The following is a 19713-nucleotide window of genomic DNA, read 5'->3' as shown; positions in this document are numbered from 1 at the left end:
AGGCAGCGCAATGAGATTAAGTATGCTGAAGCGACTGACAATTTTTTGCGCTGCCCTCCTTGTGGCCTGTAGTGGTGATTCGCCTAAGGCCACGCTAATAATTAATCACGCCACAATCTACACGGCCGACGCAAAAGCCGCTTTTGCAGAGGCCGTGGCAATCAGCAATGATCGCATCATTTACGTGGGAGACAATGCCGGCGCGACTCGCCACCTAGGAAGCCAAACACGCGTGATAAATGCAGCGGGCAAGGTTGTGCTACCTGGCTTGCACGATGTGCACATACATCCCTTCGGCTTGGTCAGCAACAGCAAATGTGATTTGAAAAGCGAACCACTTTCGTTGGCCGCGTTGAGCGCCATCGTCAAAAAGTGCATTGAAGAAGCCGCGCTGCCCGATGGTGAATGGCTGACAGTGGATCAGTGGAATTTCACTAAAGGCAATCAACCAATTGAATCACTACCAACATTGCGCGCGGCGTTAGATGCAGCGAGCGCATCGCACCCTATTTTTTTGCGGGGCAATGACGGCCACCATGGTGGCGCAAATAGCCTGGCACTTGCCTCTGCCAAAAATAAACGAAACGTCACAATAGGTATCAATAAGAATACGGTAAAAACTGAATTTGCCGAATACCAGCAATACATCGGCTTGGATGCGCAAGGGGAACCCGATGGCAATGTGTCAGAGGGGGCCCGTTATCTATTGGCACTCGAAGGCAACGCGTTAACGGGAGACGGTGATCCTGCTGCACTTGCAAACAAAATGCCGCACATAAATAAGCTGCTAAACCGCAGAGGAATCACCTCAATCCAAGATGCCGCGTCGGACATTGAGACCTTTGACGTTTATGAACAATATGCGCGATCAGGTCAACAGACATTTCGCATGACGGCTGCGTTAATAACAGACTTTGCTCGTTTTTCCAAGGGCGCACCAATCACGGAAAGCGACACACATAAACTTGCCGCCAAAACCAATGGTAAGGGCGCGGCACACGCAGACTGGGTTACACAAAATAGCTTACAGTCCGTGAATATTTCAGCTGTGATAAAAGCCTTCCGTCAGCTGCGCGAGCGGCAGTCAAACCCAGAGCTTTTAAAAGCAGATGCCGCTAAAATATTTATCGATGGTGTAATCGAAGGCAATCCCTATTCTGACCCACCAGCGCTCCCCAACGCAGCAGTCTATCAACCCTATCTTCAACCTCGATTCAAACAAACTGGGGGTCGGTTACAGCTCGATGGCTACATTGATACGCAAGCGCCGCAATGTGCTGGCTTGAATTCCGCAGAAAAACATCCCATCGACGATCGGCAATCATTCTATAGCAACTGGGGTCATCACCCAGAACAATGTATTGAAAGTGTCGGCCGTTTGGAGCACAACGCCGACTTTATAAAAAAGTACATATACGCATTGGAGGCCGCAGGATTTGCAGTACATGCCCACGCCATAGGTGACAGAGCGGTAGGTGTTGCGCTGTCGACTTTTGCTGAATCCCGGAAATCCTTGCGGCATTCACTGCCTCAAACCATTAGTCACGCGCAGCAAATAGCGCCTCAAGATCAGCGGCGCTTAGCAGACAATTCAGTATTCTTAGCGTTGACGTTTGCGTGGGCAATACCCGACTACCTTTACGATGTCACAGTTACTCCGTTCATAGACAATCTCTCCAGCTTAGCGGCTATTTATGAACCCTCTCTCTATGCGATGCAACACTACCCAGCGAAAAGCGCCCTACGCCAAGGCGCCACCATTGTCGCCGGTAGCGATGCCCCGGTAGACACGCGTGACCCAAGGCCATTTGTAAACATTGCTGCAGCGGTGACGCGCAGTGCAGAGGGCCGCATATATAATCCGCAAGAGCGACTATCAATGACTGAGGCACTCGACGCCTACACCCTCAACGGGGCTAAGGCTTTGCAACAAGATGCCCTCACCGGTTCTATTGAGGTTGGTAAAAAAGCTGATCTTATTATGATTGATCGCGATATTTTTCTTGATGCTAAAAATCTAGACGCTGCTGGCATCAGCAAAACACAAGTGCTTATGACGGTCTTTGACGGCGCTATCGTATACCAACAACAATGATAAACTTTTGGAATGTGAACACAGTGATCGCAAACCTACGAATACCCAGCCCCTATTTGATGTACCAGACTTTTAAATACTGCATTTATAGTCTGCTCTTAGTCAACTTCGTGCTTTTCTTCAACGAAAACTCAACCGCGGCTGAGCATACCTTTACCAGCGGCGTGCCCCTGTTCAGCTTAATTGAGGCCTATTCTGACACGATAGATACTGCAGCCTGGCTTTTATTGCTAATACTTTTCGAACTGGAAACCTACGTCATCAATGATCGCTGGCTAACCACGCGGGTGAAGCTCTGGTTATTACTTATTAGAAGTGTAAGTTACGTTTTTATTATCTACTCGCTCTACGGTTACTTGTCACGATATATCAACATCCTGGCTGCAGATCCAATCGTCATTGCAGACACATGCGCCCTAATTGGAACTGACTACACAACCATCGTGACGCTAAACGATTACGTACCGATAACTCAGGAATTGTGCCAAGAACTGAACCAATACAACTTAATACAAATGCGTGACACGCTGATTATTGGCTCAACAACCGACTATAACATCGTAAAGAACCTAGCAATGGTTGATGTAATAAACGCTTCAACCTGGCTATTAATTGTGGTGATTTTAGAGGTGGACGTATTTTTAAAAACCCACCATGCCGCGTTAAGTCTGCTCAAAAAGCTAACACACTGCATTAAAATTGCACTTTATTGCACACTGCTAGTATGCGCTATCTACTGGGGAATCGATGGTGATTTCCTTGATTTTTGGGATGCTTTTCTTTGGTTAATTGCGTTTGTATTTATAGAAATGAACTTATTCGAATGGCAGCAGGAATTGGAGCAAGCTAAGACTCGTCAAGAGCCTTAACCGCCTGCCACGCGGCTTCCATCTGTGTCAGAGTGGCGGTCTCTACGGAAACCCCGTCTGTGAGCAATTGCCGCTCCATATTGCCAAAACGGTGCTCGAACTTTCGATTCGTTGCTCGCAATAGGCTTTCTGCGTCAAATTTACTCAACCGACACACATTGACAACGGAAAAAAGCAAATCCCCCAACTCCTCGCCAAGCGCCTCAGACGCGCGCCCGCCCTGCATCTGCTGCAGTTCGTGCTCCACCTCTTGCAACTCTTCTCGCACCTTCATCATTGCGGTATTGGGTGACTCAAAATCAAACCCAACGTTTGCGGCGCGTTTTTGTAATTTTTGCGCACGGGAAACCGATGGCAGATTCAAAGGCACGTCAGCAAAAACACCAGCATCGCCCTTTTTTTCTCGCTCCTTTGTTTTCAATGACTCCCACTGCGCTTTAACGTCCACGTCATCTTTATTAGTAGCGTTGGCCACTGCACGTAACTGCCCATCGGGAAATACGTGGGGATGGCGCCCGATTAACTTGGCAGTAAGCTGAGACACCAATCCATTAAAATCGAAGTAGCCCTTCTCTCGGCCCAATTGGGCATAAAAAATGACCTGAAATAACAGATCACCTAACTCTTCTCCCAAATGGTTAAAGTCACCGCGCTCTATTGCGTCAGCAACCTCATAAGCTTCCTCCAGCGTACTAGGGACAATGGTGGCGAACGTTTGCTGAACATCCCATGAGCACCCCGTATCTGGATCGCGCAGTCGCTCCATCAAATACAGCAGGTCGCCAAGAGTGTATTGGGTGGCACTGATATCTTGGTCCATCTACCGCATTCTCCGAGCTGCAGCCACGTTTGGTAATTGATTTAGACGATTGAGCGCACGACTCAAGGCATTAAAGTTTTTCACTTCTATGGTCACCTGCATGTCCACAGTATTGAGGTTTTTATTGGACAGCGTCTGCATTGCAACGATGTTTATCTTCTCGCTGTCTAATAGCGCTGTGACATCTCGCAGCAATCCTTGGCGATCAAATGCTTCAATCAACACCTCTACTGCATAGTATTTTTGAGGGGCAACCCCCCAGGCTACCTGAATGATTCGCTCTGGCTCGTCCGACTCCAGCTGCAATATATTACTGCAGTCTTGACGATGAATAGATACACCCTTACCGAGTGTTATATAGCCGGTAATTGCATCACCCGGGACTGGCGAGCAGCATTTTGCCAAATGCGTCAGTAAATTACCGACGCCATCGATGTAGACATCGGCAGAATCACCAGTAGCTCTCGCGACCTTCAATTGTGGTAGTTTGGAATCGTCAGCGGCGTCGGTTTCCAGAAGTCGCTGTGCCGCGTTCAACACCTGAGTCACGCTGATGTCGCTCGCACCAACAGCGGCATATAAATCGTCTAAGGACTTGCTGTGCAAGCTCTTGGCCAGCTCTTCAAAATCGATATCCTGAACAGCAATACGTTTAAACTCTTTGTCCAACAGCGCACGGCCATCGGCTAAGTTCTTCTCGCGCGCCTGTAGTTTAAACCACTGTTGTATTTTCGCGCGGGCTCGAGATGTGGTGACGTATCCCAGCGCAGGGCTAAGCCAATCTCGACTTGGAGACTCCCGTTTGCCCGTTAAAATTTCCACCTGATCTGATGTGGCCAGCGCATGATTTAACGGCACGATGCGGCCATTGACCTTAGCCCCACAGCATTTATTTCCCACATCTGTGTGTATACGATAGGCAAAATCGAGCGGAGTTGCGCCGCTTGGCAAATCGATCACATGCCCATCAGGGGTAAAGACGTAAATACGGTCTTGATTTAGACCCAAATTGAGGTCGTCGGCCAAGGGGTTGCTATCCCCGCTTTTATCTCCCAACTCTTCGTGCCACTCAAGAACCTGCCGAAGCCAAGCGATTTTTTGATCGTAGCCGGTCTGCTCCTCTTCCTTGTCAGTACCTTTATAGCGCCAATGAGCACAGACCCCAAACTCTGCATCTTCATGCATTGAAAACGTACGAATCTGGATCTCTAAGACTTTTCGCTCAGGCCCGATTACCGCAGTATGTAACGAACGATAACCGTTCTCTTTTGGTGAGGCGATGTAATCGTCGAATTCATTTGGAATATTGCGCCATAAACTGTGTACGATGCCTAAAACTGCGTAACAATCCCGGACAGTGGGCACCAGAATACGCACCGCTCTTATATCGTACACCTGCGAAAATCCGATATTTTTACGACGCATTTTTCGCCAAATGCTGTATATGTGCTTGGCTCTGCCTGTTATTTCGCCTTCAATAGCGGCCCCGGTTAATTCACCACGCAAAGTGCTGATGACATTATCGATATATTGCTGTCGGCCAAGCCGTTTTTCATCAAGCAATCGTGCGATGGTTTTGTAATCGTCTGGTTCTAAATACCGAAACGCAAGATCTTCCAATTCCCACTTAATATGGCCAATGCCCAACCTGTGTGCCAACGGGGCATACACATTGGCTATTTCTCGGGCAACGCGTTGTCGCCTTTCTGCAGTGGCGTTTTTCAAGGCTCGAATTGCGCAAGTTCTTTCTGCTAGCTTAATGAGCGCAACCCGCACATCATCAACCATGGCAACTAACATTCTTCGAACATTTTCAGCATGTTCTTCCGAGTGACGTCCCAGAGCGACATTTTCGTCGCTCAGTCGTACGCCACTAATTGCAGCCATTCGAAGCACGCCGTCAATCAGCTTTTCTATATTGGCCCCGAACTCCTTGCCCACGAACTTTTTGCTGAGCTTACCTTCACGCACGGCCCGGTAAAGTATGGCTGACACCAAGGTGTCAACATCCAAGTTTAAATCCGCCAGAATGTCAGCCATCTCCAAACCGGTTTTGGAGCTACTGATGCCGGTTACCCAAATGTTTTCACTGGCAATTGCGTCCTGCTCAGCTTCAACTGCGGCAAGACACGCCAGCTTAATGCGCGAGTAGGATTCGCTGGTCAATTGCACCTTAGCGTCAAGGCGCGACAACCAAGCCTCTACATCCACCTGGCCGTCTGATTTTATGGGTTGATCTTCTCGAACCTTTACCATGAGCTTCCTGTCATCGGTACAACATTACTTGCGAAAAAGTGCCATCGTTTCCACGTGCATCGTTTGTGGAAACATGTCCAAAATTCCAATTTTGTCCACTGAATATCCACTATTACAGAGTTCCGAGGCATCGCGTGCAAAGGTAGCCGGATCGCACGAAACATAGAGAATTCGTTTGGGGTTGAGCTTGGCCAAATGCGGTATAACCATTTTGGCACCCGCCCTCGGCGGGTCTAGCAAGACGCCATCAACTTGCTTAGGGAGACGCCGATAGACGGTGCTTTGCTCCAAATCTGCGGCGTAAAAATTGGTATTTTTAACACCTTGGATGGATGCATTAATTTCGGCTTGCTGCACCATATCCATAGCGCCTTCAACACCGATCACCTGTGCAGCACGAGTCGCCAACGGCATACTAAAATTCCCAATGCCACAAAATAAATCCAGCCAAGTTTCGTGAGCTTCAGGCTCTGCCCACACCAAAGCCTGCGCAACCATTTGCACATTTACAGGACGATTAACCTGCGTAAAGTCGTGTGGTCTATAGCGCAGCGGTTTTGCAAGCATAGGTAGCGCAAGCGTTAGCTCTACCTCTGCTGGCGCCCCATTTAGATCCACATAGTTAGGCGTGGATTCTGGCTGCATGAGAATAGTAATCCCACAGGAGCTGGCAAACTGGCTGAGCAAGTCTTGTTGATCAGAGCTGATTTCAGACACGTGTCGTAGAATCAAAATCGGGCCAGATTGATCATCAACCAATTCGATATGTCCTAGCGCTTTTGCAGGTAGCTGCGCTAACAGCGTCTGTATAGGTTCAATCAAGCGCTCCAAATTCGGTGCCAATACAGGACACTCCTGAAGCTTGATAAGCTGTGATTGATTCTTTTGCCTAAAGCCGGCAAATGCAGGTCCCTTATGCTGCGTTGAAAGCCGACAACGCGCCCGATAAGCCATTGGGGAGCCAGTCACAGCGGCCTCAAAAGCCGGTAACACAACACCGTTGCGACGACATTGATCAAAGACAAGCGCCTCTTTGAATGCCAGCTGACTTTTATTGTCCAGATGCTGTAAGTGGCACCCCCCACAACTCTGGTAGTGCTGACAGCGTGGCGCCGCTCGAGAATTCGCTGGCGGCGAGAGTAGCGCGACACTGACAGCTTCAAAGAACGTTGACTTACCGCCGACGAGGTTAATTTTGTGCCGCTCGCCGGGCAGCGCCTGTTCTACAAAAACGATCTTACCTTCTAGATAACCAATTCCTCGGCCATCATGTGCAAGACGCTCAATCTCTACCGACGCTTCACGCTGTACAAATTGTGCTGTACGCGGCTTTGACTGTGTTCGCTTTCGCGATTTCTGGCGCGTCACCATTAGTCGAATACACCCGATGACAAGTATCTATCGCCACGATCACAAACTATGGCGACAATTACGGCATTGGTAAGATGCTTATTCAATTCGAGTGCAGCAGACACCGCACCTCCGGACGACACACCACAAAACAGCCCCTCTTCGCGCGCCAACGCCCGCATTGTCTCTTCCGCCCTTCGCTGTGACATACTGACCACCTCGTCAACGCGAGCAGCGTCATAAATCTTGGGTAAATATTCGCTTGGCCAACGGCGAATACCCGGAATGCTGGCACCGTCTTCTGGCTGTAAACCAATAATCTTTATATTTGGATTCTGTTCTTTTAAATATCGAGAGACACCCATAATAGTGCCCGTGGTTCCCATCGAGCTGACAAAGTGGCTCACCTTACCCTGTGTTTGCCTCCAGATTTCTGGGCCAGTGGTCAAGTAGTGAGCACAGGGATTATCAGCATTGGCAAATTGATCTAACACCTTGCCACGACCTTCCCGCGCCATTGACTGGGCGAGATCACGAGCGCCCTCCATACCCGCCTCCTTGGACACCAAAATCAGCTCTGCGCCATAAGCCGTCATCGCTGATTTGCGCTCCTGAGTAGCGTTGTCAGGCATGATCAGTGTCATTTTATAGCCCTTGATAGCGGCTGCCATCGCCAATGCTATGCCCGTATTGCCACTGGTGGCCTCTATCAAGCGATCACCCGGCTTAATATCGCCTCGAGACTCTGCACTGTTAATCATCGACAGGGCTGGTCGATCTTTGACCGACCCTGCTGGATTGTTACCTTCGAGCTTTAAGAGCACCAAATTACTGCTGTCGCCGGGTAGGCGCTGCAGACGGACCAAGGGCGTACCACCCACTAGAGCGTCCATTGTTGGAAGCCCTAGATCTCCGCCGGAGTAAGCCATAAATCTAACCTTCTTTCCCAAGGTGAGCAGCGACCAGACATAGCCGGAAACGCCTGAAGGGCGCTATTCTACCGCCGATTATGGTATGGTTAAACAGCTGCCAAATTGGATGGTCTAGACGTGGACATTACCCGAACAATTAAGCGACGCTCTCTGCGTATTGCCCTACTTCCTACCGCACTATTGACCCTTGTGCTCACCGTGCTTCTAACCGGCCTGTATGTTCACCAGCTCGGCAAATTATCGGTCGATCGCGGCTATCATTTGAGCCGCCTGTTAGCGCAGCTTACCTACCAATCCATGCACAACAGGCTTTTGTTACAGTCAGTTGTACAAACCAGCGTGAGTGACGGCGATATACGTGCCGTGCGGGTCTTCGACCTGAACCGCAACCCCCTGATTCATGCGGGTAACAGCTTTTCACTTACCGCACAGCTAGAGCCCAATAAATTCGGCCTAGACGCCAATCATCAAGTGCTGACTGACAGCACCCTGTTTGTGGTCCCAATACACGCAGATCACGACTCCTTTGCCCCCTTTGGTTGGCTGGCCGTTGAAATATCCAACGACGATTACACCCTCCTTGAATATCAAACGCTCCTGCTCGCCTTAGTCTTGGGGCTGGCCGCCGCACTTGCCGGTGGCGCAATGGCGCTGGTCTACGGACAACAAGTCGCAGGTGCCCTATCAAACTTAAAGCGCGGGCTTCAACAACTTGAAAATGGCGCGCTCAACACACGCCTCGAGGCCAGCAGCCTCCCTGAAATCAACGATCTAGTCACCGCGTTTAACAATCTGTCACTCGGACTTAAAGAAAGTCGCGAAGACATTCAGCGCAACATGGATCAATCAATAGAAGATCTTCGGGAAACACTGGAGACTATTGAAATTCAAAATATTGAGTTGGATTTGGCGCGCAAAGAAGCTGTTGAAGCAAGCCGCGTGAAATCAGATTTCTTAGCCAATACCTCACACGAAATACGTACGCCACTGAATGGCATTATTGGCTTTACGAGCTTGCTGCTCAAAACACCACTCAATGACCAACAAAAAGAATACATGCGAACTATCCAGCACTCCTCTCAAGGGCTGCTAACTATTATTAACGACGTACTCGACTTTTCTAAAATTGAATCAGGACGATTGCAGCTCGACTACGTGCCCATGCAGCTGCGACAAGTTATCGAAGAAGCGATGCAAATCATGGCACCTGCGGCACATGAGAAAAACATCCAACTCATTCTGTTAATGGACGGAAATTTACCCACCCACCTATTAGGTGACCCACTCCGACTGAAGCAGGTTCTAACCAACTTGGTTAGCAATGCCATTAAGTTTTCGCACGGTGGCAATGTCATTATACGGACCGCACTCAAACAACTGGAAGAAACACAAGTAGATGTGGGCATCACAGTTGAAGATTCCGGCGTCGGGGTTAGCGACCAGGATCGCTCAAAACTCTTCCAGGCTTTCAGCCAGGCCGATAGCAGCAACAGCCGAAAACACGGCGGCACCGGGCTAGGCCTGGCAGTCTCCAAAGGCCTTATCAAACGAATGCACGGCGAAATCGGTGTTAAAAACAGCGACACCGGTGGTGCGTTATTTTGGTTTACAGCCCAATTTGGTATCGAGCAAGAATCCTACGACCAGCAATCACAGCACCTATTGGCAAACTGCCATTTTGGCATGCTAAGCAGCAATGGGCAGCTGTGTGCACAGGTCAAAGAGATAGTGGGAGCGGAAAGCGGCAAAGTTATCATCATTAAGAGCACCCCCGAATTGCTCTCGCTGGTGAAGCAACAAACCCAGGTCAACATGCCCATTGAAGCGATTTTCTATGACATTGAACCACAGCAAGAGCGACAGCTGGATTTCGAACAACTCAACGACCTAATAAATCAATTAAAACACCACTTTTCCTGCAAAACGTTTTTGCTGGGAACTCCAAATGCACGCCGTGTGGTCGAGCACAACCTCCCGCAACACGAAGGGACTTTTCTTGAGAAGCCGATGACACAGGCGCGCCTTCTCAACGCCATCCGTCAGGATTTAGCCCAAGACAAAGAAGAAACACGTATTGGAGGCCAGACAGCTAACTATGAAAATAAGCCACGCATACTGGCTGTGGATGACAACCCCGCAAATCTCCAGCTAGTGGGCGAATTACTGAGCGGCCTCGGCATGGAAGTCACACTTGCGTCAGATGGCAAACAGGCTACCGATATCGCCGACAAACAAATCTTCGACATGGTGTTTATGGATTTGCAGATGCCCATAATGGACGGTATTGAAGCAACAAAAATAATTAGGAGCCGGGAACACGGAAAACGCAGAACCCCCATTGTAGCCCTAACCGCTCATGCAATGGCAGAGCAAAAGTCACAATTACTTTTGGCAGGCATGGACGACTACCTCAGCAAGCCAGTGAGCGAAGCACAGCTCGCCCACGTAATTAATCGCTGGCTCAAGGCGCGCTCAATTCAAGTCGATTGGCGCCCCAAATTACAACACAGCACCGCACAACCCATAGCAAGTAATGCGGCTAGCGCGCCCAGCCCACTATCAAAAAGAGTGGTAGACGTTCAAGAATCATTAAGGCTGGCAAACAATAAACCAAACCTCGCGCGTGACATGCTGAACATGCTACTAGACACACTCGCCGAAGATCAGCAAAGCATGCAATCCAGCTTTAAAGCTAAAGATTACAAATCACTAGAAACCACAGTTCATCGTCTACATGGCGGATGCTGCTATTGTGGGGTAAGCAGGCTGCGCTCTGCGGCTCACCAATTAGACAAAAGCCTTCAAGCCAAAGACACGAGCCAACTGAGTGAGCAAATGGAGCATTTAGACATCGAAATAAATGCACTACTCGAATGGTCTGAGTCGCATGATGTAGATGCTCTTTTCGCGGAAGATGAAGCGACAATGTCAAATTAGCGAAACGCGCTATTTGAACAACTCGCGACTCGCAAGAGGCTTTGAGCCCAGTAGCGGCCGCAAAACCCGGCGCATAAACTGCTTAATTTCTTGGCGATCACTCTCCAAACGCAAATTACCTTCAGCCAACGCCAACAACGCTGCACCAGAAACGGCACCCTCGCCAGGCGCCACCGCTTGCAAACCTTGCTGATGAATCAAACTGTAATACTGATTGGGCCGAACCGGCTCCGCATCTATGCATTCGACCAGCGAAAAGCCTGCTCCCACCTTTTGCACGAGCAACCACTCGAACGAACGAAGCCGCACCTCCAAAGGCGCATCGCCCCACTCGGGAGCATGCACGGCTAAATCAGAGAGAATATCACTATAGAAATCAAACAGCTGTGACTGCCCATCATCTTCTGGCAACAATCGCTTGATCAACTCATTCAAATAGAAGCCGCAAAACAAGGCGCGACCTTTAAGCTGATACGCCGGCCCTACCGATTCAATTGACGTGAGCGTTTTAAGACTTCCCCGACCTTTTGCTGAAACTGTTAGGGGAATGAAGGGGTTGAGTAATGCCCGATGGCCTGTTTTCTTCTTTGATTTTGCGCCCCTTGCATATAGGGACTGTAGACCATGAGTTCTAGAAAAATAGTCAACAATTAAACTCGTGTCACCATAGGCCCTGCTATGCAATACAAAACCAGCTTCAAAATCGAGCGCAGTGACCACAACTAAAGATCATCATAGCCTAGGCTTTTTAAGGCACGCTCATCATCAGACCAGCCAGACTTCACCTTCACCCAGAGCTTTAGCATAACCTTGATATCAAATAGCGTTTCAATATCAAGTCTCGCTTGCTGGCCAATCTTTTTAATTCGATCGCCCTTATCGCCAATAAGTATTCGCTTCTGGCCATCACGCTCAACCAAAATCACCGCACCAATGTGCAACACTCCACCGTCTTGCTCAAACTCTTCAATTTCCACGGCCATTTGGTAGGGCAACTCCGCGCCCAACTGACGTGTTATTTTTTCACGAACAATTTCAGCGGCCAGAAATCGAGAGCTGCGATCAGTGATCTGATCCTCAGGATACATATGCTCACCATTTGGGAGCAACTGTATCAACAGTGATTCCAAGCGATCCAGCGCGACACCCCGCAATGCAGAAATGGGAATTATTTCCGTGGGGGACAAACGATCTGACAAGCGCTTCAAGTGGGGCAGCAACACCGCCTTATCATCCAACTGATCGCACTTGTTTACCGCAATGATTAAAGGGATATTAATATTTTCTAAACGCCGAGCAACGGACTCATCCTCCTCGGTCCAAGTCAACTTATCTACCAGAAAGACCACCACATCAACGTCCTTGATTGCGGTGCCTGCGGCTTTATTCATGTAGCGATTCATTGCACTGGCGTGGTGCAAATGCAACCCTGGCGTATCCACAAAAACCAGCTGATTCGAACCCTCAGTTTTAATACCCGTTACATTATTCCGAGTCGTTTGAGGCTTACGGGAAGTGATGCTAATTTTTTGGCCCAACATATGGTTGAGCAATGTGGATTTCCCAACATTGGGGCGGCCAACCAATGCAATAAACCCACACTTTTTGACACCTTGGCTTTCCACGTCTGTCACCGCCCACCTCTTGGTAATTCATTTAGCAAGTCAAGCGCCATGCGCGCAGCCTTTTTCTCTGCCTTTTTACGGCTGGTGTCGGTAGCAATGGGAGTTGCTTCCAGACCTGACACAACACATTGTATTGAAAAGCGCTGAGCATGGCCCTCACCTTCAACTTTAACCACCTGATAATCTGGTAACGGTAGTTGCCGAGACTGCAGGTATTCTTGCAAGGCACTTTTACTGTCTTTTTGGGGGTCGTCGAGCGAGAGCTGATTTAGTCGATCCTTCAATAATCGTATAACCAATTCTTTTGCCGCGCTAAGACCAGATTCTTGATAGACGGCACCTATAATGGCCTCAACCAAATCGGCGAGTATAGAGGCCCGGGCATGCCCCCCGCTTTTGCGCTCACCTTCACCCAAGCGCACAAAATTGCCAAGCGATAGCGTAGTTGCAATTTCAGCGAGCGTATCACCTTTAACGAGATTGGCACGCAATCGAGTGAGCTGCCCCTCTTTTGCCTCAGGAAACGCCAGGTACAATTGCTCGGCAACGACGAAATTGAGGATGCTATCGCCCAAGAACTCCAATCGCTCGTTATTGGGCAGCCCGACACTGCGATGGCTTAGCGCCAATCTCAGCAGCGCTTTACTTTCAAACTCATAGCCCAACTGCTTCTCCAGCTGAGCGAAGGCATTCTGACTCACGATTTCTTCTTGGGCCGATAGTCTACAGGTGGTCGGCAGCATGCCTCGGGCTTCGTTGTGTCCATATAGTTTTGAAAGTCGACAACAACGGAGATGTTATAGATAAGCGGAACACGAACCTCATAATTGATGGTGATGATATTACGATTGCGCTCCCTTTCGATTTCGATATTGGAAGCACCCTCGGAACGCACACCATTAATCATGTAAAAGCTTTGCAAATGCTTTCGAATTTCGGCCGCTGTCATCTGGGCTACAGGCTTGTCTTTGTTACGCAGCGATTCTAAAGCACTCACCACATATTGATTTTCTGAATAAACGGGCACAAGCTTAAAAGCACACATTGCAAAAAAGCCGACGACCGCCAACACCAAAAGCAAATTAAAAGAACTTAATCCCAACTGCTGTTTACGCATAACCCACTCCCAGATCTACTTTTAGACTTTATTGTATTCCGCCAGCCCTGGAAAAACTGGGCACGCTCAAAAATCGCTCCCAGTGCATCCAAATCGCAAATGCTTTACCCACTATAGCCTCTTCGGGCACAGCTCCCCAATCTCGACTATCGGAGCTGTTGTCACGGTTGTCGCCCATCATAAAATAATGCCCTGCGGGCACAACCCACTGGCCCGACCGGCTAAAAGCGCCAGGGCGAATATTGCGGTGAATCTGGTGGCCAACGTCACCCAGGGTTTCTTCCATTACTTGATAATGTGGCCGCGCCGCAGGCAAACTGGCCAACAATTGATGCGGAGCCTTTTCGCCATTGATATAGAGGCTACCGTCGGCAATGACGATTTCATCTCCAGGCAACCCTATCACGCGCTTGATGTAATACGTATCCGGCTTGTGGGGAGGAAAAAACACCATTACATCGCCTCGCTCCGGCTCACCAATGTCCACAAATTTGGTATTGGTAACTGGTAAGCGCAACCCATAGGCATACTTATTAACAAGAATAAAATCACCAACTTGAAGCGTCGGCACCATTGAAGCCGACGGGATTTGGAAAGGTTCCACCAGAAATGACCGAAGCACCAATACGAATGCCAGAACAGGAAAAAAAGACTTTGCGTACTCAACCGCCACCGGCTCTTTAGCCGCAGCCGCCATGGTGGTTTGATAGCTGGTGTCGGTCTCTTTTAAATTTGTATTCTTAAGCCCCTCTTCAGCATCACCGATTCGCACCTTGCGTGCACTTGCTAAAAACAAAATGTCGTACAACCAAATGAGGCCTGAAACCAGCACCAATACGACCAGAATCAAAGGGAAATTAATATCCAAGTGTCTATCCTTTTAATGGGTATCCAATTTAGCTATCGACTTTAAGCACTGCGAGGAAGGCTTCCTGTGGTATTTCCACTCGCCCAACCTGTTTCATTCGCTTTTTACCGGCTTTTTGCTTTTCCAGTAATTTACGCTTACGACTTACGTCACCGCCATAACATTTAGCCGTCACGTCTTTGCGCAAAGCCTTTACGGTCGTTCGAGCAACCACCTGCCCACCAATTGCAGCCTGAATAGCGACATCAAACATCTGACGTGGGATGAGCTCTTTCATTTTCTCTGCTATCGCACGGCCTTTATAAGAAGCATTATCCCGATGAACAATGAGCGCTAGCGCATCGACTTTTTCACCGTTGATTAAAATGTCTAAGCGGACTAAACGCGCGGGCTCAAAGCGAAGAAAAGAGTAATCAAGCGACGCAAAACCTCGGCTGACCGATTTAAGCCTATCAAAGAAATCAAGTACCACTTCGTTCATGGGTAGTTCGTAACGAACTTGAACTTGTGAGCCGGTGTATTGGATATCTTTCTGAACGCCGCGCTTTTCGACGCACAAGGTTATCACTGCACCCAAATATTCTTGCGGCACTAAAATGTTGGCCTCTACGATAGGCTCGCGCATTTCATCAATAACGCCGATATCGGGTAATTTAGAGGGGTTGTCGACATGCACAACCTCACCGTCTGTTTTTACGACCTCGTAGATTACCGTCGGCGCAGTAGTAATCAAATCCAAATCGTATTCGCGTTCCAATCGCTCCTGGATGATTTCCATGTGCAGCATGCCAAGGAAGCCACAACGGAAACCAAAGCCCAATGCATCAGAGCTTTCTGGCTCGTAAAACAATGAAGCGTCATTCAGGGTAAGCTTCGCTAGCGCTTCGCGAAACCCCTCAAAATCGTCAGACGTAACCGGGAACAAGCCCGCATAGACCTGGGGTTTTACCTTCTTAAAGCCCGGCAGTGATGGCGTGTCAGCAGTATTTGCATGGGTAATAGTATCGCCCACCGGCGCACCCAAAATTTCTTTAATACCAGCGACAAAAAAACCAACCTCGCCAGCCTTCAGGTCTTTTGTTTCTGTGAGTTTGGGCGTAAATACCCCCACCTTGTCGACCACGTGCGCCTTGCCAATGGACTTGGTGATAATTTTATCTTTGGCTTTTAACGTGCCTTGCTTGACGCGAACAAGTGAGACAACACCGAGGTAGTTGTCAAACCAAGAGTCGATAATCAACGCCTGCAATGGCGCGTTAACATCGCCCACGGGCGGCGGCACAAGCCGAACCAACTCTTCGAGCACATCTTCAATGCCCATGCCTGATTTAGCACTACAGCGCACCGCTTCTGTGGCATCGATACCAATAATATTTTCAATCTCTTCAGCGACCCGCTCTGGCTCTGCTTGGGGCAGGTCCATTTTATTAAGTACGGGAATGACCTCTAGACCCTGCTCAATGGCGGTATAACAATTGGCTACCGACTGAGCCTCAACACCCTGCCCTGCATCTACCACCAGCAGCGCGCCCTCACAGGCAGCCAGCGAGCGTGAAACCTCGTAGGAAAAATCTACGTGACCAGGCGTATCAATGAAGTTGAGCTGATAGGTTTTTTCATCCCGCGCCTTGTAGTGCAGAGTCACACTCTGTGCCTTGATGGTAATACCACGTTCGCGCTCGATATCCATTGAATCGAGGACTTGGGCCGCCATTTCGCGGTCGGTTAGCCCACCGCACAAATGTATGAAGCGGTCAGCAATAGTGGATTTCCCATGGTCAATATGGGCGATGATTGAAAAATTACGAATATGGCTTAAGTCAGACACAGGTGCACTTCAACTACTGGAATCATGAATAATCGGGCTGGGTGATTCGCGACCTTAGCCCCGGTAACACCGGAACTCGTCAACGTGCACGGGAAGCCCATATAGAGAGAGCCCCGAAGGGCCCTCTAGGCGCGGCAAGTCTACCGCATTTGGCCTGCAGAGGCTATGTAACTCACTCTTCAATCATGAACGAGCGGTAGGCAGGACGCCCATCACGGTAGAACCGGATGGGTAGCAATTTGCCCTTCGGCAGCGCCTGCTCTAGCTTGCGGTAGCTTTCCACCCCTTCGACGTCATCGAAACCGAGTTGCGCAATGACATCGCCAGGTCGAAGGCCGGCTTTGGCGCCTGGAGACTCAGGCGCCACATGGACCACCTGCACACCTCCAGATAACCGCCACGCTTGCTGCTGGCGAGAATCTAAAGCTTCCACAACCAGGCCAAGACGATCGCCTTGGTTTTGGCTGGCCACACTAGGCTCGTCGCCTGCATTGAGCTTACCAACCGTGACGTCCAGAGACTTTTTCTTGCCTGCACGCATCACCTCAACATCGACCTTTTTACCCGGCGCAATGCCGCCAACAACATGGGGCAAATCGGCACTTTTCGAGATTGTCCGACCATCAAATTTAAGAATTACATCACCGATTTGCAGACCCGATTTATCTGCCGGACTACCGGGCTCAATTTGTTGAATTAGGGCACCCATGGGCTTGCTTAAACCAAACGATTGCGCCAAGTCACGATCCACCTCTTGGATTGCAACCCCTAGCCAGCCGCGATCAACACGCCCCTTATCTTTCAATTGGGCGATAACATCCTTAGCTACATTGCTAGGTATGGCAAACGACAGGCCGATAGAACCACCACTACGGGTGTAGATCTGACTATTAATGCCCACCACTTTGCCTTCCAAGTTAAAGAGTGGCCCACCGGAATTGCCGGGGTTGATGGCAACATCTGTTTGGATGAAAGGGACGTAATTTTCATTGCGCTCAGTTGGAATGCTGCGCCCAATGGCACTGACAATACCAGCACTAGCAGTAAAATCTAAGCCAAAGGGAGAGCCAATTGCCAGCACCCACTCACCAACTTTGAGACCATCTGAATCTGCGAAGGACAAGGTCGGCAGGTTTTTCGCATCCACCTTTAATAGCGCCAGGTCTGAACGCGGATCGGTACCGATCACTCGCGCGTCAAACTCTCGCTGATCAATCAATCGCACTGAAATTTGATCTGCGCCATCTACGACGTGATTGTTGGTCAACACATAGCCATCGGCGGAAATTATGAAACCAGAGCCCATAGAGCGCTGTTCGCGTTGGCGCGGATCTCGCTGCTCGAAAAGATGCCGAAATATGTCGGGAATATCTTGGGGGTATTGCTGCCTTTGAGATGAGCGTTTAGCCCGTTCAACCGTATTGATCTTCACCACTGCCGGAGAATGTTGCTCAATCAGATCAGTGAATTCTGGCAGACCTCGAGCATCGGCAGGTGCCGCTAGGCAGAGTGCTACCACTGTGGCAAATAACCATAATTTTAGTTGCATGCATTCCTCACTTTAACAATTCTAACGCGCACCAGAGCGATTCGCGCTGCTTCAGAAAGGGTAAATAAGGACTAGGGATGGATCAGTTTATCCCCTAATGTAAGCCCCATTTGCAGTCCCTTGTCGCTTTTGACAGTGAATTTTTGCACAAGTTTCATGCCTACCCATAGGCCAATCCCCGCTCCCGCCAAAGCGACTCCATCGTGCGACCAAAGGTGATACGCCAATGTAGATAGCAACAACATACAAGCCAAGGGCATCATATACACCAGCAGCGCAGCCCTAGCTAGCGCATCACCCGGCACGTAAAAACTCACGTGATCACCCACCTGCCAATCGGGGTTAACGTCGTCAATTGCCAAGAGATTTGATGCTTCTGCCCATTTCGCTAACGCCGACTGCCCGCATACCGATTTTGCTGCACACTGACCGCAGGCTGAACGGTTGATGGATTCCACCCAGGTTTGGCCAGATGAAATTCGGACGATACGCCCCTGCTCCATAATGCGTTTCAAGATTCAGCTTCCACATTTGCCATATTGTTACGCAAACTCATGGCCACTCGCTCAAGTGTCGGTGACGGCACTTCACCTACAACTGTGACACGATAATGCTGATCGCCCTGCTCCGCCCGCCCCATGTACGCAACAGTAGCGCCACGCTGGGCACGCCCCTCAATCACACTCGGCGAAGCTACGGTATCCACAAAAACGGAAAACGCTGCGAGACCGTCGGTGAACATAAGCATCTCTCGCTCGGGGGACAGTTGCCGGCTGCCTGCCAGCTGGAAACCTGGCGGCAACCATTGCGCGTCCCATAATGATGCATAACCCTCGTCAACAGACCCGCACACGGCATCAACTTTTATTTCGTCGCCATTGGATTCAGTAATCTCGACAGTGGCAAATTGAAAGCGCTCCAGCACCCGCGCACCGGGACCAATGAGCATCACTTTCAATGCCAGGTGGGTGGCCTGATCCAGGCCGATAACATAACCATAGCGGTGCTGGTCACGGGGCATAACCTGTATCAAGGTAACCAATCTTCCCGCCACCCGCTCCTGCCCCACGACAGAGATATGATAATAGGATTCGATGTCGGTATCGTTATCGACGCGGCCCAAGCCCCGCAATAGTCGCTCACCAGCGTGAGGACATTGGCCCGGCTCAGAATCGCGAACGATCGATCGATGCTCACCATTCAAGTGGACCAATCGTTCATGTTCAACGCCATCGATTACCGAATGTGATAATTCTACAGTGGCCAAATGCGCACCGTGCTCATAGGTGAGAATGCCTTTGTAATTCAGGTTCGCCATGGCCACTGAGTGTTTGGCCAAGAGCGCACGGGCGTCCAGGTCGGCATTGGACACCTGCGGAAATACAAACAATACCGCTAGAAACAGAAACGCCCGGGACAAACCCAGGCGACCTTTTAACGCGAACTTCATAAATTGGCCTTAACCAG

General features: G+C 49.6%; 16 protein-coding genes. 3 read left to right on the top strand and 13 right to left on the bottom strand.

The window, feature by feature from the left end:
- Positions 1–22: 22 nt before the first annotated feature.
- Entirely contained in the window at positions 23–2095 is a 2073-nt protein-coding gene (locus tag FHS30_RS07135) for an amidohydrolase (protein WP_183909771.1), read from the top strand.
- Between the two features lie 110 nt (positions 2096–2205).
- Complete coding sequence (locus FHS30_RS07130; protein WP_343048937.1) at positions 2206–2964, top strand: hypothetical protein; 759 nt, start codon at positions 2206–2208, stop codon at positions 2962–2964.
- Here FHS30_RS07130 and mazG read toward each other — a convergent pair.
- Genes mazG through cysM form a run of 4 tightly spaced genes read right to left on the bottom strand, consistent with a single transcriptional unit; the run spans position 2942 to position 8319 of the window.
- A complete protein-coding gene (gene mazG / locus FHS30_RS07125) occupies positions 2942–3784 on the bottom strand; it encodes a nucleoside triphosphate pyrophosphohydrolase (protein WP_183909769.1) in 843 nt (280 codons plus the stop codon). The genes FHS30_RS07130 and mazG overlap by 23 nt on opposite strands.
- A complete protein-coding gene (relA, locus tag FHS30_RS07120) occupies positions 3785–6040 on the bottom strand; it encodes a GTP diphosphokinase (protein ID WP_183909768.1) in 2256 nt (751 codons plus the stop codon).
- Positions 6041–6064: 24 nt separating this feature from the next.
- Complete coding sequence (gene rlmD / locus FHS30_RS07115) at positions 6065–7411, bottom strand: 23S rRNA (uracil(1939)-C(5))-methyltransferase RlmD (RefSeq protein ID WP_183909767.1); 1347 nt, start codon at positions 7409–7411, stop codon at positions 6065–6067.
- Positions 7411–8319, bottom strand: coding sequence for a cysteine synthase CysM (gene cysM / locus FHS30_RS07110; protein ID WP_221197203.1), 909 nt, complete (start codon positions 8317–8319; stop codon positions 7411–7413). The genes rlmD and cysM overlap by 1 nt, the downstream gene beginning before the upstream one ends.
- Before the next feature lie 120 nt (positions 8320–8439).
- Between cysM and FHS30_RS07105 the strand changes: the two genes are divergently transcribed.
- A complete protein-coding gene (locus FHS30_RS07105) occupies positions 8440–11259 on the top strand; it encodes a response regulator (RefSeq protein ID WP_183909766.1) in 2820 nt (939 codons plus the stop codon).
- 9 nt (positions 11260–11268) lie between these two features.
- Here FHS30_RS07105 and recO read toward each other — a convergent pair whose 3' ends face one another.
- The 9 genes from recO to FHS30_RS07060 form a co-directional block, all read right to left on the bottom strand.
- On the bottom strand, positions 11269–11979 hold the full coding sequence (recO, locus tag FHS30_RS07100) for a DNA repair protein RecO (RefSeq protein ID WP_183909765.1): 711 nt from the start codon (positions 11977–11979) through the stop codon (positions 11269–11271).
- Positions 11980–11981: 2 nt separating this feature from the next.
- Complete coding sequence (era, locus tag FHS30_RS07095) at positions 11982–12884, bottom strand: GTPase Era (protein ID WP_343049015.1); 903 nt, start codon at positions 12882–12884, stop codon at positions 11982–11984.
- Positions 12885–12889: 5 nt separating this feature from the next.
- Entirely contained in the window at positions 12890–13585 is a 696-nt protein-coding gene (gene rnc, locus FHS30_RS07090) for a ribonuclease III (protein WP_425502355.1), read from the bottom strand.
- Complete coding sequence (locus tag FHS30_RS07085; RefSeq protein ID WP_183909762.1) at positions 13582–14001, bottom strand: DUF4845 domain-containing protein; 420 nt, start codon at positions 13999–14001, stop codon at positions 13582–13584. The genes rnc and FHS30_RS07085 overlap by 4 nt, the downstream gene beginning before the upstream one ends.
- 28 nt (positions 14002–14029) lie before the next feature.
- Positions 14030–14869: a signal peptidase I gene (lepB, locus tag FHS30_RS07080; protein ID WP_183909761.1), complete on the bottom strand. Its 840-nt coding sequence runs from the start codon at positions 14867–14869 to the stop codon at positions 14030–14032.
- 28 nt (positions 14870–14897) lie between these two features.
- Positions 14898–16697, bottom strand: a complete 1800-nt coding sequence (lepA, locus tag FHS30_RS07075) for a translation elongation factor 4 (protein ID WP_183909760.1) — start codon at positions 16695–16697, stop codon at positions 14898–14900.
- A gap of 172 nt (positions 16698–16869) precedes the next feature.
- Complete coding sequence (locus FHS30_RS07070) at positions 16870–18246, bottom strand: DegQ family serine endoprotease (protein WP_183909759.1); 1377 nt, start codon at positions 18244–18246, stop codon at positions 16870–16872.
- A 71-nt stretch (positions 18247–18317) separates the two neighbouring features.
- A complete protein-coding gene (locus tag FHS30_RS07065) occupies positions 18318–18761 on the bottom strand; it encodes a SoxR reducing system RseC family protein (protein WP_183909758.1) in 444 nt (147 codons plus the stop codon).
- Positions 18758–19696: a MucB/RseB C-terminal domain-containing protein gene (locus tag FHS30_RS07060; protein WP_183909757.1), complete on the bottom strand. Its 939-nt coding sequence runs from the start codon at positions 19694–19696 to the stop codon at positions 18758–18760. Before FHS30_RS07060 ends, FHS30_RS07065 begins: the two co-directional genes overlap by 4 nt.
- Positions 19697–19713: the final 17 nt, after the last annotated feature.

Source organism: Simiduia aestuariiviva (genome assembly GCF_014192475.1).
In the GTDB taxonomy this organism is placed as follows: Bacteria; Pseudomonadota; Gammaproteobacteria; order Pseudomonadales; family Cellvibrionaceae; genus Simiduia; species Simiduia aestuariiviva.
The sequence above is the reverse complement of the archived record's forward strand: the minus strand, read 5'-3'. Positions and strand labels throughout refer to the sequence as shown.

Coding starts and splice junctions, on each gene's coding strand:
- FHS30_RS07135 (WP_183909771.1), top strand. CDS start 23: ATGCTGAAGCGACTGACAATTTTTTGCGCTGCCCTCCTTGTGGCCTGT.
- mazG (WP_183909769.1), bottom strand. CDS start 3,784: ATGGACCAAGATATCAGTGCCACCCAATACACTCTTGGCGACCTGCTG.
- relA (WP_183909768.1), bottom strand. CDS start 6,040: ATGGTAAAGGTTCGAGAAGATCAACCCATAAAATCAGACGGCCAGGTG.
- rlmD (WP_183909767.1), bottom strand. CDS start 7,411: ATGGTGACGCGCCAGAAATCGCGAAAGCGAACACAGTCAAAGCCGCGT.
- cysM (WP_221197203.1), bottom strand. CDS start 8,319: ATGGCTTACTCCGGCGGAGATCTAGGGCTTCCAACAATGGACGCTCTA.
- FHS30_RS07085 (WP_183909762.1), bottom strand. CDS start 14,001: ATGCGTAAACAGCAGTTGGGATTAAGTTCTTTTAATTTGCTTTTGGTG.
- FHS30_RS07070 (WP_183909759.1), bottom strand. CDS start 18,246: ATGCAACTAAAATTATGGTTATTTGCCACAGTGGTAGCACTCTGCCTA.
- FHS30_RS07060 (WP_183909757.1), bottom strand. CDS start 19,696: ATGAAGTTCGCGTTAAAAGGTCGCCTGGGTTTGTCCCGGGCGTTTCTG.